This is a genomic window from Aeromonas veronii bv. veronii (assembly GCF_000820225.1).
Taxonomy (GTDB): Bacteria; Pseudomonadota; Gammaproteobacteria; order Enterobacterales; family Aeromonadaceae; genus Aeromonas; species Aeromonas veronii.
The window spans coordinates 64,472-90,087 of record NZ_CDDK01000037.1 but is presented as its reverse complement, the minus strand read 5'-3'; the positions used below and the strand labels follow the sequence as shown (position 1 = coordinate 90,087).

Genomic DNA, 25,616 nt, shown 5'->3' with positions numbered 1-25,616 from the left:
TTGAAGATTAAAAGTAGCCGTTTGAGTTTGATGTTGTGGTTGATCACTGCATCTTTCCCCGTACTCTCTGCCAGTGCCCCCAATCTGGCCCAATCAGATGGTCAGACATTTGGCTATCAACTGGCAAACAACAAAGGGTTGCATTCTGCACCAGGTGGCCAAGCCAATACCGACTCGACCACCGGCACCTTTGCCCAACAGAACCGGCAAGGAATGTTGTTGCCAGGGGAAGCTGATGTACGCAAATTGTTGCCGCAAGCAGAATCTGGATTGCCTCCTCCTTACGGTGCCAACCTGTTTGCCGGTGGTTATGAAACCGAGCGCAGTGATGGCTTGAATGACAATTACCTGATTGCCGCTGGCGACAAACTCAATATCTGGATTTGGGGAGCAGTTAATTTTTCCAATGTGGTGACGGTGGATAATCAGGGTAATATCTTCATCCCTGATGTGGGCCCCATCAATGTCAAGAATGTGCCAGCCAGTCAGGTTAACGGGCTGGTAACCAGCCGCATTGGTGATGTATTCACCAACAATGTCAATGTTTACGTCAATTTGCTTACCACGACCCCTGTTAGTGTTTATGTCACCGGCCCAGTCATCCGTCCTGGTCAATATGCCGGTCAATCGTCAGACAGCGTGCTCTATTTCCTCAAACGAGCTGGCGGGATTGACTCCGAGCGGGGCAGCTACCGCCAGATCAAGGTGCTGCGTCAGAATCGGGTGATCCAGCAGGTCGACCTCTATGAATTTATGCGCCAGGGCAAAATGCCCATTCTCTCCTTCAAGGATCAGGACGTGATTTTGGTTGAACCGCAAGGTCCGATGATCAATGTGGCGGGCAAGGTCCGTAATCCATTCCGATTTGAATTGACCCAGCGCAACACCCTGGGGGCGGAACTCATCAACTATGCGCTGCCGTTGGCCAAAGTAAGTCACGTTGGTGTGATTGGCGATCGTGCCAATGGCCCCTTCTCTGTCTATCTGCCATATAAAGACTTTGCCAATATCCAGCTCAAAGATGGTGACAAAGTGCTGTTTAACGATGACATGCATGCACAGGTATATGATGTGCAGGTCTCGGGCAGCTATATGGGTCCCTCTTACTTTACCGTGCGCAAGCAGACCAAGTTGCACGACCTGCTCAACCACATCCCTATTGATCCTCAGCTTGCCGATTACCAATCTATCTATCTGATGCGCAAGAGTGTAGCGGCGCGGCAAAAAGAGATGTTGGATGAGTCGCTCAATCGACTGGAACGCAGTGTGTTCACCGCTCCTGCAAGTTCGGATGGGGAAGCCACGATTCGTGCCAAAGAGGCTGAACTGGTGATGCGCTTCGTTGAGAAAGCAAGAAAAATCCAGCCTCTTGGCAAAGTAGTGGTCGCAGATAAAGGGATTATCGCGAACATTCAGTTGGAACAGGGTGACCAAATTGTCATACCTAACAGAACTGATTTGATTCAGGTCGGAGGGGAAGTCTTGATGCCACAGGCCGTGGTCTACAACGAGAAAGCCAACCTTGATGACTATGTGGCATGGGCCGGTGGATTCACTGAACGAGCCAATGACAAGCGGATCGCTGTGGTTCATGCCAACGGGTTGGTTGAGTTTAAAGGTCAGGGGAGTGTTCAGCCGGGAGATCAGATCCTGGTGCTGCCCAAGGTCGATAACAAAACCATGCAATCGGTCAAAGATATTACTCAAATCATCTATCAGATCGCCGTGGCTGCTAACGTAGCAATCAAGTAAGCCGCTTCTTGCTGTAAAAAAGCAGACTCGCCAATTGGCGAGTCTGCTATGGGTAAAGCGAAATAATGAATAAACCGATACTTAATCAAACGCCGCGCACATCCCTGCAGGTGTTGAGAGATGTTGTCTTTGGCCTGCTTATTCGTGAGCTTAAAACCCGTTTTGGTAGTTACCGACTGGGTTATGCCTGGGCTCTGCTTGATCCGCTTTTGATGCTCGCCGCCTTCAGCCTGATTTTTGGTCTTCGAGGTCACGGAGGCTTTGGTGGTGCGCCCGCTCCTCTTTTTATCACCGCCGGCTACTTGCCTTTTCTATTTTTCAAGAATGTGGTGAGCAAGTTGCAGTCTGCGGTCAGTTCTAATATGGGACTATTCTGTTATCGTCAAGTAACTCCTTTTGCGACGTTTATTGCCCGCTTCGTGCTTGAGGTGATAGTGGGTGTGGTGGTTGGTATCATTTTGGTATTGGGATTACTGTGGTTTGGTTTTGATGCAATTCCAAATGATCCTCTGCTTGTTATTCTTATCTATTTCTTGCTAATGACCTTCTCCTTTTCCCTTGGTATTTTGTTTAGTGTTATTTGCAATCTATTTCAAGAGGCAAATAAATTCCTAGATCTATTGATGATGCCATTAATGTTTATCTCTTGTGTGATGTACCCATTGATTAGTATCCCTGCACAGTATCAGCATTTGTTTTTGTGGAATCCATTGGTTCATGCCCTAGAACTAATCCGAAGTGGATGGATAGCAGGTTATAGTAGCCCAAACGTAAGTTGGGAATATTTATCAGGTGTGACATTACTACTACTGACATTTGCTATGAGTTGTTATCGGCTGAGCCACCGTCGCTTGATTGCTAGTTAAAATGAGAGTGTATGATCATTCTGGATAATGTTTCAAAATACTATCCGACGAAGTTCGGCCGAAATTATGTTTTGCGAGAAGTTAGTGCTGAATTACCAAGGAATCGCAACATTGGCATTTTAGGTATTAATGGGGCAGGAAAGTCAACATTATTACGTTTACTTGGTGGCATGGACATGCCTAATCAAGGTAAAGTGATTCGTCAATGTCGTGTATCCTGGCCACTAGCTCTTGGTGGTGGATTTCAAGGTAGTATGACAGGGCGAGAAAATACGCGATTCGTATGCCGTATTCATGGCGTCCGAGATACTCAAGAAGTTGAAGAATGGGTGAAGGAGTTTTCTGAAATAGGCCAGCATTTCGAACTGCCAATAAAATCATACTCGAGTGGTATGAGATCAAAGTTTTCTTTTGCTGTTAGTATGGCCTTTGATTTTGATGTTTATCTGACGGATGAAATCATGTCAGTTGGTGATGCTAGGTTCAAGAAAAAATGTATAGAGACATTTGATCAGAAACGTCAGACAGCTAGTTTGATCATGGTGTCGCACGATATGAAGAATTTGCGTCAGCAATGCGATATGGGGATTTTACTCCGTAATAGTAGACTGGAGATATTTGATGATATCGAGGATGCTATTCGAATTTATCAGAATCTTTAATAGGTATAATAAAGAATGACTCAACCTATCAGATCAGAAAAACCATCTCGTTTTGTGCGAAAACTAAGAAAGCTCAGCAATGAGCCAAAACGTTTTTTTATCGATTCTAGTGGTTATCAAATTGCGCATCGCTCTTGGCAAACAAGTCTCAAATTAGGTAGTTTTTTGTGGGTGGTACTCTGTTTTTCAATCGCGACAGTTTACTTCGGTTTTATGGCATCTGATCGCTATGTCAGTCGTGCCGAGTTGATCATCAAGCAAGCTGATCAAATCAAGATGTTACCCGATGCTTTGTCCATGCTGGGTATTGGAGGTAGCAATCATCAAGATGTGCTGTTAATTCAAGACTATTTAAAATCATGGGATATGCTAGCCAAGCTGGATAAAGAGCTGTCCCTCAAATCACACTATCAAAGTAGTTCGGCAGATTATTTTTCACGCTTATCTGATAATGTCAGTCGAGAAGATTTTATCGAGTATTACCGCAAACATTTGACGCTACATCTTGATGAACTTTCTGGTGTGCTTACCGTTGAGTTACAGACATTTGATCCCCAATACGGTCAGCAGGTTGTGGGATTAATGCTTAAAGAGTCGGAACGTTTTATCAACAAGCTGGGCCACCAGGTTGCGTTTGATCAGCTGGCTTTTGTCGAAAAGGAAGTCGATCGGGCTTATCAACGGCTGCAAGACGAAAAAGCCAAGGTGCTGGCTTTTCAAAACAGCCATCAACTTATCAGCCCAGAGTCGACCAGTAGCGCACGATTAGGAGTGGTCAGCCAGATTGAAGGCGAACTGGTGCGCCAACAGGCGGAACTGAAACAACTGCGCAGCTATATGAAGGATTCCGCTCCCACCGTTATCTCGGTCCAGAGCCGGGTTGATGCCTTGACCAGGCAACTTGAGCAGGAACGTGCCAAGCTGACCGGCCAGGACAAGGACGCCATGAATGAAATCACCGCTGGCTATCTGGATGTGCAAACCCAGGCAAGCTTGGCGGCAGACCTCTACAAAACCGGTCTTATCAGCCTGGAGCAGGCCAGGGTTGAAGCGTATCGCAAATTGAAGCATCTGTTGGTGATTACTCAGCCTACTCTGGCGGAAGACGCCGAATATCCGCGTCGCCTCTATAACCTTGCTACCGTGGGCGTACTGCTTTGTCTCTTCTATGGATTGATCGTGATGGCACTGGCGACTTTACGTGAACATCAAGATTGATATTTTTAAATATAAACTTCGTATCCATTTAATTTTACAAAGGGTAGGGGAGTATATTTTTGTTAAAAACAAATAATTATACCATAATTAACTTTTTGTTTACCGAGGCCGGGATATAAATATATGAGTATTATTAGCAGCATCTTTTCAAAAAATAAAAACTTCAAAGGCTTTATTGATGATATAAGTAATGGCACTATCACAGGTTGGGCATGTACTAAAAATAATAAAGCATTGGAAGTGCTTTTATATATTAATGGTGACTATTATTGCTCATTAGTTCCAAACTTATATAGAGATGATTTAGAACGAGCCAATATTGGTACTGGCCGTTATGGATTCTCAGTTGAAATGCCAAAAGAGATTGCTGCACTTCCCGAAATATCTGTTAAAATGGTTGCGGTTCAGCGTGGCAAGAAAGTTGAGATTCATAATAAAAAAATATTGCTAAATAATGACAACCCAGTTAATTCTAAGAAAAAAGGTTCATTAGGTAATATTGATCGTTTTGTTGCCAATACGGTTCATGGTTGGTTGGGCTCATCTGAGCAGGATGTTTTTCCATACCTTACAGCCAATGGAAAACCTTGCTTAATTGAACTTACCGGAATCCAAAGATCTGATGTTGAGCAACAGCATGGATTTGTTAATGCTGGATTTGTCGCCAAAGTTCCACAATGTGGTCATGGCAATATAAAGTTTGAACTACACAGTATCTCAATGAAAGGTATTGATCATATTGATACTAAGCTTATTCGAGGTGGCGTACTCGTTCCTGATTCTATCTCTGCTGTGTTCGAAGCAGTAAAAATTGCCAAGCAAAAAGATTCAGTTGGTATAGTTGTTTGGGAAGGGACACACAATCCGATTGGTCGGGCACAAGTGCTCTACAATATTCTGAAAGGGAAAAGGCCAACACTGATTATATCTTTTAATATCGGTTTTTCTGAACAACCAGTTTGGCAGCCACTGCTTAATTCAGATTGCAAAGTGTTGATGTTGCCATGGAAGGACAGAGAACTTTATAAATCCCTATTCAAAGAACTTGATCTTAATTTTGATTTGGTATGGATTTGTAAACCTCGCTATCCTGCATTTGTTTTGGCTGAGTATATTAGTCATCCGAACACTCGTTATATTATGGACCTTGATGATAACGAGCTGGAAATGTCATCCTCAAAAGCGGCTAAAGAAAAACCGTATGGCTTGCTTTCAGCTAAAATGGCACAGCGCTATATAGACCGGTTGCCAATCCGCAGTGTTGCTAGTAAAACATTGCAAGATGATTTTGGTGGGCAACTTGTTCGTCATGCCAGAGCGAAACAACCAGTTAAACGAGTGAGGGTCTGTGATCTTACACAAGAGGTTAGAGTTGGATTTATTGGAACCGTACGACCTCATAAAGGTGTTGTTGAAGCCGCAAAAGCGATAAAATCGCTGAATGATCGTAAAGGCTATAATATCAAGTTCGTTGTAGGTGGTATTTATGATCCAATGTCTATCAGAAGTGAATTGATCTCGCTAGGTTGTGAAGTCCATAATGAGATTGACTCAAGCCGGTTGTCATACCATTTACAAAATCTTGATGTGATTATCACGGGTTTCCCTGATGATGCTGCCAATAAAGAGATTATTCGCTATCAGATATCCTCAAAAATTGGTGATGGATTATCAAATGAACGCCCTGTATTAGTCCCTGAAGGTCTATCCGTTGCTGATCTGGATTCAGTGCCTGGCGTATATCTATTTAACAGTCTTAATTTTGAACGAGTTTTGATTGGTGCAATTACAGACAAATCTAGCATTTCGTTAGATAAACAGTTTTCCCTACAGTGGAATTATGAGCAATTTAACAAGCTTGCAGATGCGGCAATGAACGATTCACCATCTGGTGAACAGTTGTTTGGAGTCAAGTCAGCAAAACAATTACCTGCATATAATAATAATGTAGTGCTTGTTTGGAAGCAGCATGATACTGGTCTTTATGGGCGTAGAGTGGACCATATAGCCAGATTGCTCGCCGCGAATGGAATGAAAGTTACCTGCCTGGAGATCATGGCACAGGAACAGTTTAAACGTTATGAAAAAGAGTCGGCGCGAGTAGACGCTGACTTTAGATTTATTGTGGAAGATTATAAAAAGAAACGAGATGGCTATAATTATAATGGTATTTTCTACAAAACCATCAGTTTAGATCACACTCAAAGTACTGAACAAGCATTAAAGCAGTACCTGATAGAACAAAAAATTTACCCAGATAATAGTAAAGTTATTTTGTTCCCCGCTGTTCCTGATTGGAAAACCGTGACCAAGGTATTTTCGGGTTATCCCATTATCTGTGATGTCGTGGATAATCAGCTCGGTTGGGAGAAAAAGCAACCATTGGAGTTGTTACAACAATACAAATATTTAATGGACGTCAGTCGTTGTGTGATTTTCAATTCCGAAGAGAATAAATCATTTTTTGAAAAAATGGGTTTTCTCGAGAACCTTAATGCGAGAGTCATCCCTAATTGGTACTCCCTGCCTTTAGATTATCAGCCAAAATCTAGAAAGATTGATAAAGAAAAAGAGATTATTGATATTGTTTACTCTGGTAATATGAATGATCGATTTGACTGGGATACGGTATCTCGTATTCCAAAAGAAATAGACAGGTCGATCAGAGTACATCTAATCGGTAATTGTCAGCGCGCACTGGATAAAATGAGTCTGGTATTGGATGATCCGGCCATCATTTATCATGGACCCATGCGAGAACGGGATCTGCTTGAGTTTATGGAGGGGTGTGATCTTGCAATAATGCCACATATTCATGATGAGCATTCTGGTTTTATGAACCCTATGAAAGTAAATATGTATTCCGCGCTTGGAATTCCATCTTTAGCTACAACAATGCCTGGTGTTGATTTTAATCAAGATGGATTAACACAAGCAGTAAGCTCAGATGATTTTGTTGAAAAGTTAAACACACTAGTCAGTAGAAATGATCATAATTTTTCCATGAAGCCTTCCGACAAGAAATGTACATCATTAGATTATCTTGAATTAGTGTCTTCTTTCGCCCACTAATAATAAATGGTCTTGTGTACCAAAGCGTTTTTTACTTCATCATGGAACTTACAGATGAAAATTTTATTCATTGGATTTAGTGTCACTGAAGAGAAAGAAGGATATATAAAAAATATTCGTGACTTCTATAGGAACAGCAATGTAAACGTATCAATAGATGTAAAAGCGATTGGTGGTGCTACATTTCAGGTAATACCATACTTAATCGATGAATTTATTACCACTAAGTATGACTTTGTTATTTATGAGATCGCTACTTGCTATCGCTTCATTACCAATGTGACCTCATATGAGGAGCTTCTAAAGGAAATTAGCGAAGCAACTCTATCTAAAGGAGCATTGCCCTGCTATGTTAATATGTATAGAAAGGGAATTGATTATAATGAAGACATCCAAGCCATAAGTATTGAATACCATGCTAAAAAAAATGGATATCCTTTTTTAAACCTCATCACTGAAATAAAAAATGAACAAGACGAGATTGAATATTTAAGGGACGGGATACATACTAACACTAAGGGAGCGGATTTATATTCAAATAAGATTTGTCATTTTATAAATACATCATTAAGAGCTATTACCTATTCAAAAAAGACAATATGTTATTTGACTGACTTGTTGCCAGATACGTCTGCAAATACTTTTACTAGAGGCGAGTTTGCAACTTCATATATCTCGATTGATGAAGGAAAATCTATTAGCGTCAAGTTTCCTACTGAGGTTACTGTATGTGGTATTCTATTTATACAAGGTCCAGATAGTGGAACATTGAAAGTGGAGTTCCCAGAAACTGGTTTTGTAAGAAACATCCATATGTATGATGAATTCTGTTACTACAGGCGATATTCATATCAGTTTTTCCCTGAGCAGTTTTCATCTTTCATTACCTTATATCAAACTGATACAATTCCTCAGGTAGAATTAAAGAAAGGCGAGTATAACAATCATCCTAGAATGGGTGATGTTGTTGGTTTTTTAATTAAAAAGAGTTCAAGTCAATGTTTATAACTATAGTTGGTACTGGATATGTCGGCTTATCTAATGCAGTATTGTTTGCACAAAATCACCCAGTTATTGCCTTAGATGTAATTTCTGAAAAAGTTGAACAAATTAATCGTCGTCAATCTCCCATTGTTGATAAGGAGCTGGAAGAGTATCTAGCGACCAAGCCACTTAATCTTAAAGCGACGCTTGATAAATACGAAGCGTATAAAGCGGCCGAGTTTGTGATTATTGCCACTCCCACCGATTATGATCCCGAAACCAACTACTTTAATACTCGGTCGGTTGAGGCGGTGATCCGCGATGTGATGAGCATCAATCCCAATGCGGTGATGGTGATCAAATCCACCATTCCGGTGGGCTTTACCGAGCGGATGCGCGAAGAGCTCGGCACCGAGAATCTGATCTTCTCACCAGAGTTCCTGCGCGAAGGCAAGGCACTGTATGACAACCTCCACCCTTCCCGTATCGTGGTGGGGGAGTGCAGCGAGCGGGCCCAGCGTTTTGCCGACCTGTTGCAAGAGGGAGCCATCAAGCAGGATATTCCTGTATTGCTGACAGGTAGCACGGAGGCAGAAGCGATCAAGCTGTTTGCCAACACCTACCTGGCGATGCGGGTGGCCTATTTCAACGAGCTGGATACTTATGCCCAGTCTCATGGTCTCGACAGTCGCCAGATTATCGAAGGGATTGGCCTGGATCCCCGTATCGGCAGCCACTACAACAACCCCTCCTTTGGTTACGGTGGTTATTGCCTGCCCAAAGATACCAAGCAGTTGCTGGCCAACTACAACAAGGTGCCCAACAACCTGATCCGCGCCATCGTCGATGCCAATACCACCCGCAAAGACTTTATTGCCGACAGCATTATTCGCCGCAATCCAAAAGTGGTGGGTATCCATCGTCTGGTGATGAAGGCGGGCTCGGACAACTTCCGCTCCTCCGCCATTCAGGGGATCATGAAGCGGATCAAGGCGAAAGGCATCGAGGTAGTGGTCTTTGAACCAACTATCAAAGAGGCGCATTTTTTCCACTCTCGCGTCATTCGGGATTTAAATGAGTTCAAAGCAATAAGTGATGTTATTTTGTGTAATCGAATGTCGAATGAGTTAGTAGATATTTCGGATAAAGTTTATACACGAGATTTATTTGGATCAGACTAACAACCAGTGAAATCTGATAAATGTGTTGGTACCGTATTTTATACTTCATCCAGTTTCTATAGCCTCATCAGGATGAATTAATAACTATATGATACGGTACCAATATTTTGGTAACTCCAAAAATAATTAGATATCAAGAAAATTAATCTTTCTTTATCCATACAGGTCAGTGGCGTCTGGATTTTTTAAGATGATGATGTATCCTTTACTGTATGTATATAAGATAATGGACGATTATTGATGATAGCGATATGTGCTATTTTTAAAAATGAATATCCATATATTCTTGAGTGGATAGCCTATCATAGATGTTTAGGCATCAATCATTTCTATATTGCCGATAATATAAGTATTGATGGTTCAACAGAATTACTGAAAGCATTGCATGAACTTGGCGTGATTAGGCGTACTCCATATCCTACGGAACCAGGGATCCCCCCCCAGATTGGTGCATATAATTCCCTTTTTAATTCGGCAGAAGAAGAATGGCTTGCATTTATTGATGCAGATGAGTTCATTACGCCAAGTAATTATGAAGAGGGGTTAAATGAACTTCATATATTGTTAGGGGACACTAATGCCAGTGCCATTGCATTAAATTGGGCTGTTTATGGTTCCTCCTGTTCGATTATTCCTGAAAACACGTTAGTCACCGAACGTTTGACCAAAAGAGCAGGCAAAGATCATCCCGTGAACAGGCATTATAAATCTATTGTCAGAAAACGAGATACTCTTTGTGCTGGTAAAACACCTCACGACTTTATCTTGCATGATGGTAAGTTTTATATAAAAACAACGGGGGCCATAGAAGCGGATAGTCATGGGTTAAGTAAAACAGTAGATTGGATAATAGCTAGAATTAATCACTACGTCATCAAGTCGAGAGCTGAGTTTATTACAAAAAAGTCGGCTAGAGGTCGAGCTACGACGATTGATTCAAATCTTAATAGAACCCTTTCGTTTTTTAGAAATCATGATTTAAACCAAATTGAAGATGTAATTCCTCGTTGGTTTATTCAAAAGATAAAAGCAGAAAAAAAACTGATAATTGAACAGTTGGATTCTTTTGGCTATTCATATACAGATGTTCAGTATCCAACATCATTGTATCGGACCGCACATGGAATGGGCAAGGGATGTATTGATTTCTTGGCTATTAATAACGGAGCCATAGAGATGCGGGGTTGGGCTATCGACAGAAATAATTATCCAATTAAAGATGTCATTGCAGTTGTAAATTCAGAAATAATATTGAAATGCACTAAATTAATATTCCGAGATCGAATTGACCTTTCAGAATCAGGTCTGGGTAGTGGCATTGGCGCTGGGTTTAATGTGTCAATGACTCGTCCCGGTATGGATATAAAGAGTATTGATTTTTATGGGTTGGATATAAATGGGCTTGCTGTTGTTGAATTAAAAGGGAGTGTTGACCCCATGACTATCATGAATGCAAGTTAATGTGTTTGCATAGCTACAATATGAACCGCAACAATATATAAAACATTTCTAGGGCTTATAATGCAATTGATATTTAATTTTTTGGGCTGGTTAATGCCATTAATTAGGCCAAAATTAAAGCCAAAAAAAGATTTAATGAGATGCGAAGAACATTGGGCTGCTATTTCTGAAGATCCCTTTTTCGAGCTATCGCCAACAGTTATGAAACTATGCGGTTGGTATATGCTCAATATTAAGATGACTTTGAGTAGCGCTACAGCCGTTGCAAAAATTTATTTTGATAAAGGTAATGGTTATAATGAGACTGATCAAGTTACGGTCAGGCTTAATTCTGGTGGACTTAAAAAACGAATCATATATTTTAAATACCCTCCTAAGAAAATCAGATTCGACCCATGTGAAGCACCTCTTGATTTTAATATTGAAGAGTTCAGTTTTAGTAAACTTACTGCTTCAAAAGCTAAAAATCTTATGCTAAAAAAGCTAAATGAAAAATGGCAAGGTGAGCAGATAAAAGGTCTTTATAAAAAATATTGTGAATATCTAGATGAGAACTTGTCACCTGTTTCCTATCAACATTGGTTAGAGAAACATGATCTTTCTATCAATGTTGGTGAATCTCATTCAGTAGAGATTAAATACAACCCACATAATCCAAAATTTAGCTTACTACTGGCAACATATAACTCTGATATAGGCTTTCTAAGCTCTTGTATCGAATCCGTGATTCACCAGAGTTATCCTGATTGGCAATTATGTATAGCTGATGATAGATCTGCTAATGTTGAAGTGCATAAGCTACTTGAATATTACCATAATTTAGATTCTCGCATATCATTGATTAAACGTGATGAAAATGGCCACATATCACAGGCTAGTAACTCAGCCCTTTCATTAGCAAAGGGGCAGTATATTGCACTTATTGATCACGATGACTTACTCCCCCCCTATGCACTTCAGATGATGGCCAAAGAAATTGATAGCCATAAATCAGCACAATTCATTTATTCTGATGAGGATAAGATTGATGAGAATGGCCTGCGATTCTCTCCGCATTTTAAACCGGATTGGAACCGCGATTTATTCTATTCACATAACTATATTACACATTTCGCAGTAATTAAAAAAAGTCTAGTTGATTTAATTGGTGGTTTCAACGAGGGAGTAGAAGGTAGTCAGGATTATGATCTTTTCTTACGGGCTATATCTCATTTAGACGATAGTGAAATTATTCATATACCTCATATCCTCTATCATTGGCGTGCGATTTCAGGTTCTACGGCCTTGAGCTCCGCTGAAAAAGACTATACTAGTCGTGCAGGATTAAAGGCTCTTCAAAATTACTTCAGTAAAATAAACACTGACGTAGTGGTCATGCCTCATAACTTGAATAATTGTTATAGGGTTTGTTGGCCAATTCCAAATCCAGCACCTCTTGTTAGCTTGATTATTCCTACTAGAGATCATCTAGAATTACTTGAAAGGTGTGTGAAGACAATATTAGAATGTACATCATATCGTTTGTTTGAAATTATTATTGTAAATAATCAAAGTTCTTGTTTGAAAACAATTAGTTATCTTGAGAGAATAAAAAAAGTAGAACAAGTTCGTGTTATTAATTATGATCATCCATTTAATTTCTCAGCTATAAATAATTTTGCCGTTTCTCATGCTCGAGGCTCTATCATTGGTCTTATTAACAATGATATTGAAGTTCTTTCAGCTGACTGGCTAGAAGAGATGGTTAGGCAGGTCTGTCGACCCGACATAGGTTGCGTTGGCGCTAAACTATATTACCCTGATATGCGAATTCAGCACGCAGGTGTAGTGTTAGGTATTGGTGGAGTGGCGGGTCATAGCCATAAATTTTTTAGACAGCATCATCATGGCTATCATTCTCGCTTAAGCTTGGTGCAAAACTATTCAGCAGTAACAGCTGCGACGCTTCTTGTGCGAAAATCAGTGTACGATGAAGTTGGGGGAATGGAAACTTCACTGAGTGTTGCATTCAATGATGTTGATTTTTGTCTGAAGGTTCTTGATGCTGGCTATAGAAATCTTTGGACTCCTTTTGCTGAATTGATACATCATGAATCAGTGAGTCGTGGTTATGAAGATAACCCAGAGAAACAAGCTCGATTCCGACGTGAAGTCGATTACATGAAAAATAAATGGGGACATCGTTTGAATAATGACCCATGTTATAATGTTAACTTGTCTTTAACGCACGAGAATTTTTCTTATCGAGTTTGAATTTTTAATATGATTAGAATGTCAATTATATTTGGCAATTCTGTTTGAGTAATATTTTTATGGATGAAATAATTAGAAAGAAATTCTTTAAGCCATATTTGAAGCTTAACAAACAGAGTTATGGAAACCAGAGGGCGGTTACGCTAGACGGTCATAAATTGTTTATCTTGCATGAAGGGAAATCCCCGACATTGGCCTATTTTGAATCGGCTATAACCGATCGGTTTCCTGATGCAAGATGTCAATGCGTTGACATTCTAGTTTCCCCTGAAATCCCTATTCCGGAAGGATCTGCTCTTGTAATTATTCGATTTATCTCTCCGAAGTGGCAACGGCACATAGAAAGATATATCGACAGGTGCTCTCGAATAGTTTATTTCATGGATGATGATCTGTTTGATCCGATGGCCCTATCTACGTTACCGAAAGAGTATCGTACCAAGATAATAAGGCGCTCGGCAGCTCAACATCGATGGATCACGCAGTACTGTGATGATATCTGGGTATCTACAGCTTATTTGGCAAAAAAATATTCCCACCTTAACCCGGAAATAGTTTCTGCAAAGCCATCTCCATTACTTCTTGAAAAAAGAAAACCAGTGAGAATAGCTTATCATGGTTCAAGCTCTCATCGGGAAGAGAAGTACTGGCTGCGGCAAATCGTCGAGGGGGTTTTGGAAGCCTGCCCTAGTGCCAGCTTTGAAATTTTTGGCGAGCATGATATCTATAAACATTATCGCGACCTGCCAAGAGTTTCAGTGCTGCATCCAATGAGTTGGCAAAATTATCTTGCGTATACCAAGACCCATCTGTTGGATATCGGATTGGCGCCGCTGCTTGACTCTGATTTTAATTTGGCACGTGGTCCCGTAAAATTTTATGACTTTGTCAGAATGGGCGCTGTGGGTGTATATAGCAATTGCGCTCCCTATAACGATTTCATCGAACAAAACATCAACGGCATTCTGTTGGAGAACGACCCCCAACGCTGGGTTGATGCAATAACATTACTGATTAATAAAGAAAAGAAACGAGTTGAGCTAGCCAATAATGCGAAAATGTATGCTTATTCTTTAGCAAACTGATAACTATAACCTGCACGAGATAATACATGCCTAATAATAATTTTTTAGTGCGAAAAGCTGTTATACCTGTAGCCGGTCTTGGCACCCGAATGTTGCCTGCCACCAAGGCTATCCCGAAAGAGATGCTGCCGATCGTGGACAAGCCGCTGATCCAATATGTGGTCAATGAGTGTGTGGCAGCGGGTATCAAAGAGATTGTACTGGTGACCCACTCTTCAAAAAATGCTATCGAAAACCATTTCGATACTTCGTTTGAACTAGAGGCGACCCTCGAATCTCGCGTTAAACGAAAGCTGCTCGACGAGATACAGAATATTTGTCCGAAAGATGTGACCATCATGCATGTGCGTCAAGGAGAAGCCAAAGGATTGGGCCATGCCATTTTGTGTGCCTATCCGGTCATCGGTGACGAACCGTTCGCCGTTGTTTTGCCCGATGTCATTCTGGATGAATATACTGCCGATCAACACACCGAAAACTTGGCTGCCATGTTGGTGCGTTACAAGTTGACTGGACAGAGCCAGGTAATGGTTGAGCCCGTGCCACTGGCTGATACCGATAAATACGGGATAGCTGATTGCAATCAGGTCAAGTTGCAGCCAGGTCAATCCGCACCCATCACTGAGGTGGTTGAAAAACCGGATATTGACGAAGCCCCCAGCAACCTAGCCGTCGTTGGTCGTTATGTGTTGAGCAATAATATCTGGCCCTTGCTCAAAAAGACGCCTCCCGGAGCTGGTAATGAGATCCAGTTGACCGACGCGATTGCCATGTTGATTGAGCAAGAAACGGTCGATGCATTTCATATGACAGGGCTGTCCCACGACTGTGGCAATAAGGCTGGTTATATGAAGGCTAATATTGCCTATGGCATGAGGCATCATGAAATTGGCCAGTTTGTGACTGACTATATCAACTCCCTGACCTCACAAAAAACCGAAAAGGCTAGTGTTTAATATGAAAATCCTCGTGACCGGCGGTGCCGGCTTTATCGGCTCTGCCGTGGTGCGCCATATCATCCGTGATACTCAGGATGCCGTTATCAATCTCGATAAACTCACCTATGCGGGCAACTTGGAATCCTTGGCCGATGTATCGTCAAGCGATCGTTATGCGTTTGAGCAGGTGGATATCTGCAATCGCGCCGAGCTGGATCGGGTGTTTGCCTTGCACCAGCCGGATGCGGTGATGCATCTGGCCGCCGAGAGCCATGTTGACCGCTCCATCACAGGGCCGGCTGACTTTATCGAGACCAATATCGTTGGCACCTATATGTTGCTGGAAGCGGCTCGCGCTTACTGGAATGGTCTGGACGAGGCGCGCAAGGCGGCCTTCCGCTTCCACCATATCTCCACTGACGAGGTGTATGGTGATCTGCCCCATCCGGATGAAGTGGCTGCCGGTGAACCATTGCCGCTCTTTACCGAGACCACCCCCTACGCCCCCAGCAGCCCCTATTCTGCCTCCAAGGCTTCCAGCGACCATCTGGTGCGCGCCTGGCGCCGTACTTACGGCCTGCCGACCATCGTCACCAACTGCTCCAACAACTACGGCCCGTATCACTTCCCCGAGAAGCTGATCCCGCTGGTCATTCTTAACGCGCTGGATGGCAAGCCGTTACCTGTCTATGGCAAGGGCGACCAGGTCCGTGACTGGCTCTATGTGGAAGACCACGCGCGCGCGCTCTACAAGGTGGTGACTACGGGCTTGGTGGGGGAGACCTACAATATCGGCGGTCATAACGAGAAGCAGAATCTGGAGGTGGTATACACCATCTGCGATTTGTTGGACGAGATGGTGCCAAAATCGGGCTCTTATCGTGAGCAAATCACCTATGTGGCGGATCGCCCCGGCCACGATCGCCGCTATGCCATCGATGCGACCAAGATGAGTGCCGAACTTGCTTGGCAACCGCAAGAAACTTTCGAGTCTGGCATTCGCAAAACTGTACAGTGGTATCTGGATAACCAGCAGTGGGTCAGCAACGTCAAGAGCGGTGCCTACCAGTCTTGGATTGAGCAGAATTACGGGGAGCGTGCCTGATGCATATCCTGCTGTTTGGCAAAAACGGCCAGGTAGGCTGGGAGCTGCAGCGTGCACTGGCCCCGCTGGGCCGCATCACTGCCGTTGATTTTGACTCCAGCGACTATTGCGGTGATTTCAGCAACCCGGCAGGGGTGGCCGAAACGGTACGTCTGGTCAAGCCGGACGTGATTGTCAACGCCGCGGCCCATACCGCAGTCGACAAGGCTGAGAGCGAACGTGAATTTGCCGAGCTGCTCAACGCGACCAGCGTGGCGGCGATAGCCAAAGAAGCGGAAGCATTGGGAGCCTGGTTGGTGCATTACTCCACCGACTATGTGTTCGATGGCCGCGGTGAGCGCCCCTGGGTGGAAACCGATGCGACTGCACCGCTTAACGTCTACGGCGAAACCAAGCTGGCGGGTGAGCAAGGTGCGTCCCTCTGCTCCCGTCATCTGATCTTCCGTACCAGCTGGGTTTATGCCGCCCGCGGCGCCAACTTTGCCAAGACCATGCTGCGCTTTGGCAAAGAGCGTAGCGAGATGTCAGTCATCAATGACCAGTTCGGCGCACCGACCGGTGCCGAGTTGCTGGCTGATTGCACCGCCCATGCGATCCGTGTTGCGCAGAGTAAACCCGAGGTCGCCGGGCTGTACCATCTGATTGCCTCCGGTACCACCACCTGGTTTGACTACGCCCAGCTGGTGTTTGCCAAAGCCAGGGAGGCTGGCGTTGAACTGGCGGTGACGCAGCTCAATGCGGTGCCGACCAGTGCCTTCCCGACACCGGCCAAACGCCCCCATAACTCCCGCCTTGATACCGGCAAATTTCAGCGCACCTTCGATCTGGTGCTGCCGGAGTGGACCGTCGGTGTAGAGCGTATGTTGACCGAGATCCTCGGTAAGTAAATTACTGGCCTGGGATGTAGTGACTGCCTCCCTGGCTGGCAGGGATAAAACAGGAAGGTGTGGCCGCAAGCCACCCTTTTCTTTTGCAATTTAAAAATAAGAAACAAGCATCATGACCAAACGTAAAGGCATTATTCTGGCCGGTGGCTCGGGCACCCGTCTCTATCCAGTCACCATGGCGGTGAGCAAGCAACTGCTGCCCATCTATGACAAGCCGATGATCTACTATCCGCTGAGCACCCTGATGCTGGCGGGGATTCGCGATATTTTGATCATCAGCACGCCGCAAGATACTCCCCGCTTTGAGCAATTACTGGGTGATGGCAGCCAGTGGGGTCTGAATTTGCAGTACAAGGTGCAGCCAAGTCCGGACGGGTTGGCACAAGCCTTTATTCTGGGTGAAGAGTTTATCGGTTCAGACCCCTGTGCGCTGGTGCTGGGTGACAACATCTTCTACGGCCACGACCTGCAGAAACAGTTGGAAGCCGCAGCGGCCAAAGAGAGTGGTGCGACCGTCTTTGCCTACCACGTGCATGACCCCGAGCGTTATGGGGTGGTGGAATTTGATAAAGAGGGTACCGCTATCTCTCTGGAAGAGAAGCCACTGGAGCCCAAGAGCAACTATGCGGTGACCGGCCTCTATTTCTACGACAACAGCGTGGTGGAGATCGCCAAGAGCCTGAAGCCGTCGCCCCGTGGTGAGCTGGAAATTACCGATGTGAACCGTATCTACCTGGAGCAAGGCAATCTGTCGGTGGCCATGATGGGCCGTGGTTATGCCTGGCTGGATACCGGTACCCATGAAAGCCTGATTGAAGCGAGCAACTTTATTCAGACCATCGAGACCCGTCAGGGGTTGAAAGTGGCTTGTCCGGAAGAGATCGCCTTTCGCCAGAAGTTTATTAGTGCCGACCAGATACGTGAGCTTGCTGCGCCATTGGCGAAGAATGCCTATGGACAATATTTGTTAAGAATGGTTGCCAAAGCCTGATGTGATATAGGGGGGGAGGGAAGATGCTCCCCCCATAAAAATTGAATCAAATGTGGATAGACAGATGAATGTAATCAAGACAGCGATTCCTGATGTGCTTATTTTTGAACCCAAAGTATTTGGTGATGAACGTGGTTTTTTCTTTGAGAGTTTCAACCACAAGTTATTTGAAGAGGCCGTAGGATATCAGGTTAACTTTGTGCAGGATAATCACTCCAAATCGTCGAAAGGGGTATTGCGTGGCTTGCATTATCAATTGCCTCCCAATGCCCAAGGCAAGCTGGTGCGCTGTGTGGCGGGTGAAGTGTTTGATGTGGCGGTCGATATCCGCAAAAGCTCACCGACCTTTGGAAAATGGGTCGGTGTTCATCTGTCAGGTGAAAACAAGCGACAGTTGTGGATCCCGGAAGGGTTTGCCCATGGTTTTGTCACGCTGACAGAAACGGCTGAGTTTTTATATAAAACAACGAATTATTATGCACCAGTGAGCGATAGAGGTATTGCATGGAATGATGCCTCGATTGGTATTAAATGGCCCGAATTAAACGCGGACATCCTTACCTCTGCAAAAGATAGTACTGCCAAGTCATTAGAGACCGCAGACCTGTTTATCTAAATTACACTCCCTGCATAACGGCAGGGAGTCTTTAGTTCGCTGAGATAATATGGCTTTATATACGGGTTCGAAAGGCATTCTTGCGAGAAAAAACAGTATTGAACCTATGCTTGGTTGCCCATTACATCATATGGAAGGGGCTGTCTCTTTTTCTGAAAATGATGTTTTAGTTGGCTGGGGCCAAAAAGCCAATACCAATCAGATTAAGCAGAAGGCACAAGCGTTAGGATTGCCCTATTGGCAGCTTGAAGATGGCTTTATCGGTTATATCGGCCACCCCGCCAGGGGGGGCAAGGCGGTGTCGCTGATCGCCGATCCGGTTGGCATCTATTACGATGCCCGCCAGCCCAGCCAGCTTGAGCAGTTGATTGCCACCCCGTGCGAGCCACAGATGTTGGCACGGGCCGAACGACTGATTGGTGAGCTGGTACGCCTCGGGGTCACCAAATACAACTGTTATGCCACTGCCCACGGTCAGTCGATTGTCAGCGGCAGCGTGACCGCCCTCTCTGCTGTCGGGGACTATGGTGGCTTGCCATCAGGGCTTGCCACACGTCTGCAGCAGAGCGCCAAACTCAGGATCCTGCTGGTCGATCAGGTCGCAGGGGATCTCTCCATTCCGGGCGCCATGGCCAGTGAAGCGGATTTTGTAGCGATGGTGGAGGCGGCGCGCCGCAATCATCCCGATGCGCGCCTGTTGCTGCGCACCCATCCCGATACTCGCTTTGGCAAGAAGAGTGGGGTGTTGGCCCGTCTGAACCTGGATGATGTGGAGATTGTTGCCGATCACTGCCATCCCCATGCGCTACTCAAGGTGGTGGATGCTGTTTATACGGTGTCATCCCAACTTGGTTTTGAGGGCCTGTTGCTTGGCAAGCCGGTCTATTGCTTCGGTATGCCGTTTTATGCCGGTTGGGGGCTGACCCATGACAGCAAGCAGTGTGAACGGCGCAACGTAAGAGTGTCGCTCCCCCAGCTGGTTGCTGCAGCCTTAATCTGCTACCCGCGCTATCTTGACCCCGTGCTTGGCCAACGTTGTGAAGTGGAAGAGGTCGTTGCCATCATTGCTCGCCAGCAAAAGCCTGCTCCACGTTGGCGCAGGCTTTATCTGGTCGGTTTCTCGCTGTGGAAGCGCGCCTTTATGCAGGCGTTTTGTCATCACTTGGCCGAGGAGCTTTGTTTTGTTAGCAAGCCTCCCAAGCGGTTGACCGGTGACGAGCAGATATTGGTGTGGGGTAGTCGTCACCCTGATCTCGCCTCTGCGATCCGGGTTGAGGATGGCTTTATTCGCTCCAGGGGGCTTGGATCCAATCTCTGTCGCCCCTCCTCGCTATCACTGGATCCGGTCGGGATCTATTTCGACAGCCGTACCCCCAGCGGGCTTGAGCAGTTGCTCAACTACCAGAGGGTGACGGAGGTGGAGGTCAAGCGCGGTGACGCCCTGATTGCGTTGCTACGTGAACACAGGGTCAGCAAATACAATGTGGGCGAGCCGCAGCATTACGCCAAGCCGGATGATGGTCGTGAGCTGGTGCTGGTGGTCGGGCAGGTAGATGGTGATGCCTCCATTCTGACCGGGAGCCCGCATATTCGCAGTAACGAGCAATTGCTGTGGGCGGTGCGGGCGGCTAAACCCGAAGCCCATATTCTCTACAAGCCTCATCCTGATGTGGTGGCGGGCAATCGTGGCGGGGCGATTTCAGCGGCCTGTCTGGCGGAGTGTGTCGATAGTCAGGTGCTCGATATTGGTCTCACCAGCCTTTATCCCCATGTGGATGAGCTGCATACCATGACATCGCTCAGCGGCTTTGAGGCGCTGGTGCAGGGGGTCAAGGTGACGACCTGGGGCCAGCCCTTCTACAGTGGCTGGGGGTTGACCACGGATGCCAATCCGCCTGCTCGCCGTCAACGTAGTCTGCCGCTGGCGGCTCTGGTCTATCTGACGCTGGTTGCCTATCCGCTCTATATCGATTGGCAGACCGGCCTCTGGATTAGCCCGGAGCAGTTGATCCACCAGCTGGCTAAGCAAGGGCACTCATCGGCCCAAAAGGCCAGCCGTTGGCAACGCTGGCAGGTCAAGCTCGGTTACTTGTTCCAGACGCTCATGCAGCGTCCGGCTCCGTTGAGTTTTCGCTTCCCCCGTTTTTGAGATACATCGTCAATGAAGATTTTGTTACTGCAAGGACCGCTTGGCCCTTTCTTTCAGGCCTTGAGTCGTCAGCTGACCGAAGCGGGACATCAGGTGGTGAAGATCCATTTCAATGGCGGGGATGAGTGCTGGCCCTGTGCTGGGGAAAATCTGCGCTTTTGTGGTAAACCGGAGAGCTGGAATGCATTTTTGCGCCGGGTGCTCAAGCATCACGCTATCGATTCCGTGATCTGCTACGGAGATTGCCGTTACTACCATCTGGTTGCTGGCCGTATCTGCAAGCTGAAGAAGTTGCCATTTTGGGCAATGGAGGAGGGTTATCTCAGACCCGATTACGTCACGCTGGAACAGGGGGGGGTCAATGCCTTCAGCCCCTGGTATGAGCGTCGTGATCAGCTTGCCGAGCTGGACTGGCCTGTGCCTTATGACAGTTCGCTGAAGGTGGGCAAGACCTTTGCTGTGCGCGCCTGGAATGCCAGTCGTTACCATATCAGCAAGGCGCTGATGCAGTGGCGTTATCCCCATTTTGTCAATCATCGCCCCTGGAATCTGGTGCAGGAGGCGATGGGGTGGGTCTGCGGCGCCATGGTGAAATACGGCAACTTGCGCCAGGATCGCGCTTTGCTCAAAGCGTTGCCGCAGTACGCCGGGCGGATCTTCTTTGTGCCACTGCAAGTGACCGAAGATTTTCAGATCAGGGAACACTCTGACTTGAGCGGGGTAGAGGAGATGGTTGCGCAGGTGATCAACTCCTTTGCGCAGCATGCCAAACCCGAAGATGTGTTGCTGTTCAAGCATCACCCCATGGATCGGGGCTATGTCAGTTATCGCGCCCAGATAAACAGACTCATCGCAGTGCTTGGCCTGGAGGGTAGGGTCTTTTACGGTTATGAACTGCCGCTGCCAACCCTGTATCCCTTGCTCAAAGGGGTTATCACCATCAATAGTACGGTCGGTCTCTCTGCGCTGTTGCATGATGTGCCTACCTTCTGCATGGGGCGTGCACTCTATGACATTGACGGCCTTACCACCACAGGCTCACTGGAATCCTTCTGGCACAAGCAGAGCCCCGTATGTGCCGAGACATTCAAACGGGTGCGCCACTCCTTGCTCCATCTGACCCAGCTCAATGCCAGTTTTTACCGTCATCTGAATATGAGTGCACTGGCGGTAATGGAAAAAATGAAGCTTTCACAGCAGCCTCTGAGTGGTGAAGCAGTATCACCGGAACGCTGCATGAGGGTGAATAAAACGATGTGCCTTACATTACCCTGGTTGGCTACTATCGATAGTATTTCTGACCCGTTTACATCTGTGGGATCAACGGTTCTGATGTTACTCGTTTGAATTCTTACCAATTGTGACTTAGTGTTAGTGAGAGGTGAATAAATCCAGGAAGGTTAACATGAACATTCAAGGTTGCTTGTTATCCATTGGACTCTTGGGGTTGTCGACTTTTTCCATGGCGGCGAATCATGATTTTTCACTAATTATTCATGGCGCATCAATTCATAGTGAATGTGAGTCAACAGGCAAAAAAACCAAAAGTTGTGACCTCAATGGATTTAATCCTGGGTTAGGGCTGGATTGGTTTTTTTTGGGTGGGGATGATACAGGAAAGCTGTCGTTACGTGGTGGGATGTATCGTGATTCTTTCGAAAAATCAGCTGGTTACATAGGGTTTTCGTACCGTAAAGAGTGGTTTTTTTCTGAACATACCTATCTGGGATTAGGATTGCATGCAGGCTATCTTGATGGTTCAGGCATTGAGGGGGTTGCTGGATTACCATTCGTTATTTTGGGCTATAAATCACTTGCGTTAGAGGTTGGTTATGCGCCCAAGGTGAAGTGGGTACCTGGTGATACCAAGGTTGCGGTAACAACATTCTCCTTACGTTGGACGTTTTAAACTTTTTTGCAGGTGAAAAATCTTGATTTGCAATATGTATTATTCGATGTGTAGGCTGTAATTGAACACTTTTCTAGGATTATTGTTATTTTCAATTGCATATAATATAATCTTTTGACGGTTGTTTAATTAAAAGTCGGTATACTGTTTTTTAATAAAATTATTCGTCACTATTTAAATAAAAAGCCCTTCACCATGGTGAAGGGCTTTTTGCTATCTGACGTTATCCGCTCGGTTTGGTGTGTAGGCTCAGTAGCCCTGCTGGTGCACGTCCATCACGGCGCGGCCGGAGGGATCTGCCATCTCCTTGAACTTGGCATCCCACTCCAGCGCGGTGGGGGTGGAGCAGGCGACCGACTTGCCGTAGGGCACGGTACGGGCGGCGGCTTCCAGCGGGAAGTGCTCGTCGAAGATGGCGCGGTAGAAGTAGGCTTCCTTGGTGAGCGGGGTGTTGATGGGGAAGCGGAATGCAGCCGCTTCGAACATCTGATCCGTCACTTCCTGTTCTACCATGGCTTTCAGGCTGTCGATCCACGAATAGCCTACGCCGTCGGAGAACTGCTCCTTCTGGCGCCACGCCACTTCGTGGGGCAGCAGATCCTCGAACGCTTCGCGCAGGATATGCTTCTCGATCTTGCCCTTGCCGCACATCTTGTCGGCGGGCTGCAGGCGCATCGCCACGTCCATGAACTCCTTGTCGAGGAAGGGCACGCGACCCTCCACACCCCAGGCGGCCATCGACTTGTTGGCGCGCAGGCAGTCATAGAGGTGCAAGGAGGCGAGCTTGCGCACGTTCTCTTCGTGGAACTCGCGGGCGTTGGGCGCCTTGTGGAAGTAGAGATAGCCACCGAACAGCTCGTCTGAGCCTTCGCCGGAGAGCACCATCTTGATCCCCATCGCCTTGATGTAACGGGCCATCAGGTACATGGGCGTGGAGGCGCGAATGGTGGTGACGTCATAGGTCTCGAGGTGATAGATGACATCGCGCAGGGCATCCAGACCCTCCTGCACGGTGAAGTGGATCTGGTGGTGGATGGTGCCCAGATGATCAGCCACCTTGCGGGCGGCGGCGAGATCCGGCGACCCTTCCAGACCGACGGCGAAGGAGTGCAGTTGCGGCCACCAGGCTTCGCTCTTGCCATCGTCCTCGATGCGGCGCGCCGCATAGAGCTTGGTGATGGCGGAGATGACGGAGGAGTCCAGCCCACCTGAGAGCAGCACGCCATAAGGCACATCGCACATCAGCTGGCGTTTGACCGCCGCTTCCAGCGCGGCTTTCAGCTCGGCCTTGTCGCTGACGTTGTGCTCGACCGCGGCGTACTCCATCCAGTCGCGCTTGTACCACTGTTTTAGCTCGCCATCCTTGCTCCACAGGTAGTGTCCCGGCGGGAAGGTTTCGACGCTCTTGCAGACCGGCACCAGCGCCTTCATCTCGGAGGCGACATAGAAGTTGCCGTGCTCGTCGCGACCGGTATAGAGGGGGATGATCCCCATGTGGTCGCGACCAATCAGGTAGGCATCCTGTTCGGCGTCATAAAGGATGAAGGCAAAGATGCCGTTGAGATCGTCGAGAAACGCCGGGCCCTTCTCCTTGTAAAGGGCGAGCAGCACTTCACAGTCGGATTTGGTCTGGAACTGGAAATCGACCTTGAGGGTCTTTTCCAGCTCTTTGTGGTTGTAGATCTCGCCATTGACCGCCAGCACATGGGTGCGCTCGGGGTTGTACAGCGGCTGGGCGCCATTGCCCGGGTCGACGATGGCCAGACGCTCGTGCACCAGAATGGCTTTGTCGGAGCTGTAGACGCCGGACCAGTCAGGCCCGCGGTGACGAAGTCGCTTGGACATCTCCAGCGCCGATTTGCGCAGGGCTACTGCATCGGACTTGATATCCAGAATGCCGAAAATTGAACACATTGGCGGTAATCCTCTTGATTTTTATATGAGCCCCCCACGTTTGGGCTCGAAATTCCATTTACATTCCTCGTCAGACACAATGCCTAGCGGAAAAACCTTTTGCAAGCGGGAAAACCGCAGAAAATCATGCCGTAAGCGTCAAGCGGATCAACAGAATAATGGCTGCGGCAACGGGGCAGGGTGACGTGAACGTCAAGCCGAGGCGGGTTCGAAGATCACATAGACCTTGCGACAGGGGGTAAGGGTCTCCCACTCACCGACAAAGCCTGCCGGAATCACGAATTGATCGCCGGGTTTGAGGGCCAGCTGGCCGCCCAGACTGTCGTGGATCACCACATCCCCCTCCAGCAGTTGGCAATACTCGTGCTCGGTGTAGTGGATGGCCCAGCGGCCAGGCTCGCAGCTCCAGAAGCCCACGTGAAACTGCTGGCTTGGGTCGGAGTAGTGGTTCCACACCGTTTGCGCCGGGTTGCCCGCTTTAATACGCTCGGGGGCTGGCATCAGCGGGGTAGGGGCCGCCTCGTGGCGGCCCGGCAAAATCCAGTCGTTGAGGGTCTTCATGGTGCCTCCCTG

General features: G+C 46.6%; 20 protein-coding genes. 18 read left to right on the top strand and 2 right to left on the bottom strand.

Features of this window, described 5'->3' with window-relative positions; genetic code table 11:
• From BN1139_RS15750 to BN1139_RS21080, 18 genes are all read left to right on the top strand, one after another.
• Entirely contained in the window at positions 1 to 1,752 is a 1,752-nt protein-coding gene (locus BN1139_RS15750; RefSeq protein ID WP_013723629.1) for a polysaccharide biosynthesis/export family protein, read from the top strand.
• Positions 1,753 to 1,817: 65 nt separating this feature from the next.
• Entirely contained in the window at positions 1,818 to 2,618 is an 801-nt protein-coding gene (locus BN1139_RS15745) for an ABC transporter permease (RefSeq protein WP_005352848.1), read from the top strand.
• Positions 2,619 to 2,629: 11 nt separating this feature from the next.
• Positions 2,630 to 3,280 carry an ABC transporter ATP-binding protein gene (locus tag BN1139_RS15740; RefSeq protein WP_005352844.1) on the top strand — a complete coding sequence of 217 codons (651 nt, stop codon included), beginning with the start codon at positions 2,630 to 2,632 and terminating at the stop codon, positions 3,278 to 3,280.
• 15 nt (positions 3,281 to 3,295) lie between these two features.
• Entirely contained in the window at positions 3,296 to 4,498 is a 1,203-nt protein-coding gene (locus BN1139_RS15735; RefSeq protein ID WP_005352840.1) for a polysaccharide transporter, read from the top strand.
• 123 nt (positions 4,499 to 4,621) lie between these two features.
• Positions 4,622 to 7,570, top strand: coding sequence for a glycosyltransferase family protein (locus BN1139_RS15730; RefSeq protein ID WP_005352838.1), 2,949 nt, complete (start codon positions 4,622 to 4,624; stop codon positions 7,568 to 7,570).
• 54 nt (positions 7,571 to 7,624) lie between these two features.
• On the top strand, positions 7,625 to 8,578 hold the full coding sequence (locus BN1139_RS15725) for an SGNH/GDSL hydrolase family protein (protein ID WP_005352833.1): 954 nt from the start codon (positions 7,625 to 7,627) through the stop codon (positions 8,576 to 8,578).
• Positions 8,569 to 9,735, top strand: coding sequence for a nucleotide sugar dehydrogenase (locus BN1139_RS15720; protein ID WP_005352832.1), 1,167 nt, complete (start codon positions 8,569 to 8,571; stop codon positions 9,733 to 9,735). The genes BN1139_RS15725 and BN1139_RS15720 overlap by 10 nt, the downstream gene beginning before the upstream one ends.
• Positions 9,736 to 9,975: 240 nt before the next feature.
• On the top strand, positions 9,976 to 11,196 hold the full coding sequence (locus BN1139_RS21090; protein WP_005352831.1) for a glycosyltransferase family 2 protein: 1,221 nt from the start codon (positions 9,976 to 9,978) through the stop codon (positions 11,194 to 11,196).
• 60 nt (positions 11,197 to 11,256) lie between these two features.
• The gene (locus BN1139_RS21085) at positions 11,257 to 13,449 is read left to right on the top strand and encodes a glycosyltransferase family 2 protein (protein ID WP_005352830.1); all 2,193 of its coding nucleotides are present in this window, start codon (positions 11,257 to 11,259) and stop codon (positions 13,447 to 13,449) included.
• Between the two features lie 380 nt (positions 13,450 to 13,829).
• Complete coding sequence (locus BN1139_RS15715) at positions 13,830 to 14,534, top strand: glycosyltransferase family protein (protein ID WP_232297615.1); 705 nt, start codon at positions 13,830 to 13,832, stop codon at positions 14,532 to 14,534.
• A 26-nt stretch (positions 14,535 to 14,560) separates the two neighbouring features.
• On the top strand, positions 14,561 to 15,490 hold the full coding sequence (gene galU / locus BN1139_RS15710) for a UTP--glucose-1-phosphate uridylyltransferase GalU (protein WP_005352827.1): 930 nt from the start codon (positions 14,561 to 14,563) through the stop codon (positions 15,488 to 15,490).
• 1 nt (position 15,491) lies between these two features.
• On the top strand, positions 15,492 to 16,577 hold the full coding sequence (gene rfbB, locus BN1139_RS15705) for a dTDP-glucose 4,6-dehydratase (protein WP_005352824.1): 1,086 nt from the start codon (positions 15,492 to 15,494) through the stop codon (positions 16,575 to 16,577).
• Positions 16,577 to 17,464: a dTDP-4-dehydrorhamnose reductase gene (gene rfbD / locus BN1139_RS15700; protein WP_005352822.1), complete on the top strand. Its 888-nt coding sequence runs from the start codon at positions 16,577 to 16,579 to the stop codon at positions 17,462 to 17,464. Before rfbB ends, rfbD begins: the two co-directional genes overlap by 1 nt.
• A gap of 112 nt (positions 17,465 to 17,576) precedes the next feature.
• Positions 17,577 to 18,455 carry a glucose-1-phosphate thymidylyltransferase RfbA gene (rfbA, locus tag BN1139_RS15695; RefSeq protein ID WP_005352821.1) on the top strand — a complete coding sequence of 293 codons (879 nt, stop codon included), beginning with the start codon at positions 17,577 to 17,579 and terminating at the stop codon, positions 18,453 to 18,455.
• A gap of 64 nt (positions 18,456 to 18,519) precedes the next feature.
• Positions 18,520 to 19,071 (top strand): dTDP-4-dehydrorhamnose 3,5-epimerase, encoded by a 552-nt coding sequence (rfbC, locus tag BN1139_RS15690; RefSeq protein ID WP_005352818.1) that lies wholly within the window; start codon positions 18,520 to 18,522, stop codon positions 19,069 to 19,071.
• Positions 19,072 to 19,120: 49 nt separating this feature from the next.
• A complete protein-coding gene (locus tag BN1139_RS15685) occupies positions 19,121 to 21,220 on the top strand; it encodes a capsular polysaccharide biosynthesis protein (protein WP_005352816.1) in 2,100 nt (699 codons plus the stop codon).
• Between the two features lie 12 nt (positions 21,221 to 21,232).
• Complete coding sequence (locus tag BN1139_RS15680; protein ID WP_005352810.1) at positions 21,233 to 22,567, top strand: capsule biosynthesis protein; 1,335 nt, start codon at positions 21,233 to 21,235, stop codon at positions 22,565 to 22,567.
• 58 nt (positions 22,568 to 22,625) lie between these two features.
• Positions 22,626 to 23,129, top strand: a complete 504-nt coding sequence (locus BN1139_RS21080; protein ID WP_074045191.1) for a hypothetical protein — start codon at positions 22,626 to 22,628, stop codon at positions 23,127 to 23,129.
• Positions 23,130 to 23,378: 249 nt separating this feature from the next.
• Here BN1139_RS21080 and asnB read toward each other — a convergent pair whose 3' ends face one another.
• Positions 23,379 to 25,043 carry an asparagine synthase B gene (gene asnB, locus BN1139_RS15675; protein WP_005352808.1) on the bottom strand — a complete coding sequence of 555 codons (1,665 nt, stop codon included), beginning with the start codon at positions 25,041 to 25,043 and terminating at the stop codon, positions 23,379 to 23,381.
• Positions 25,044 to 25,235: 192 nt separating this feature from the next.
• Positions 25,236 to 25,604: a cupin domain-containing protein gene (locus tag BN1139_RS15670; protein WP_005352797.1), complete on the bottom strand. Its 369-nt coding sequence runs from the start codon at positions 25,602 to 25,604 to the stop codon at positions 25,236 to 25,238.
• Positions 25,605 to 25,616 lie beyond the last annotated feature (12 nt).

Coding starts and splice junctions, on each gene's coding strand:
- BN1139_RS15745 (WP_005352848.1), top strand. CDS start 1,818: ATGAATAAACCGATACTTAATCAAACGCCGCGCACATCCCTGCAGGTG.
- BN1139_RS15740 (WP_005352844.1), top strand. CDS start 2,630: ATGATCATTCTGGATAATGTTTCAAAATACTATCCGACGAAGTTCGGC.
- BN1139_RS15735 (WP_005352840.1), top strand. CDS start 3,296: ATGACTCAACCTATCAGATCAGAAAAACCATCTCGTTTTGTGCGAAAA.
- BN1139_RS15730 (WP_005352838.1), top strand. CDS start 4,622: ATGAGTATTATTAGCAGCATCTTTTCAAAAAATAAAAACTTCAAAGGC.
- BN1139_RS15725 (WP_005352833.1), top strand. CDS start 7,625: ATGAAAATTTTATTCATTGGATTTAGTGTCACTGAAGAGAAAGAAGGA.
- BN1139_RS15720 (WP_005352832.1), top strand. CDS start 8,569: ATGTTTATAACTATAGTTGGTACTGGATATGTCGGCTTATCTAATGCA.
- BN1139_RS21090 (WP_005352831.1), top strand. CDS start 9,976: ATGATAGCGATATGTGCTATTTTTAAAAATGAATATCCATATATTCTT.
- BN1139_RS21085 (WP_005352830.1), top strand. CDS start 11,257: ATGCAATTGATATTTAATTTTTTGGGCTGGTTAATGCCATTAATTAGG.
- BN1139_RS15715 (WP_232297615.1), top strand. CDS start 13,830: ATGGATGATGATCTGTTTGATCCGATGGCCCTATCTACGTTACCGAAA.
- galU (WP_005352827.1), top strand. CDS start 14,561: ATGCCTAATAATAATTTTTTAGTGCGAAAAGCTGTTATACCTGTAGCC.
- rfbB (WP_005352824.1), top strand. CDS start 15,492: ATGAAAATCCTCGTGACCGGCGGTGCCGGCTTTATCGGCTCTGCCGTG.
- rfbD (WP_005352822.1), top strand. CDS start 16,577: ATGCATATCCTGCTGTTTGGCAAAAACGGCCAGGTAGGCTGGGAGCTG.
- rfbA (WP_005352821.1), top strand. CDS start 17,577: ATGACCAAACGTAAAGGCATTATTCTGGCCGGTGGCTCGGGCACCCGT.
- rfbC (WP_005352818.1), top strand. CDS start 18,520: ATGAATGTAATCAAGACAGCGATTCCTGATGTGCTTATTTTTGAACCC.
- BN1139_RS15685 (WP_005352816.1), top strand. CDS start 19,121: ATGGCTTTATATACGGGTTCGAAAGGCATTCTTGCGAGAAAAAACAGT.
- BN1139_RS15680 (WP_005352810.1), top strand. CDS start 21,233: ATGAAGATTTTGTTACTGCAAGGACCGCTTGGCCCTTTCTTTCAGGCC.
- BN1139_RS21080 (WP_074045191.1), top strand. CDS start 22,626: ATGAACATTCAAGGTTGCTTGTTATCCATTGGACTCTTGGGGTTGTCG.
- asnB (WP_005352808.1), bottom strand. CDS start 25,043: ATGTGTTCAATTTTCGGCATTCTGGATATCAAGTCCGATGCAGTAGCC.
- BN1139_RS15670 (WP_005352797.1), bottom strand. CDS start 25,604: ATGAAGACCCTCAACGACTGGATTTTGCCGGGCCGCCACGAGGCGGCC.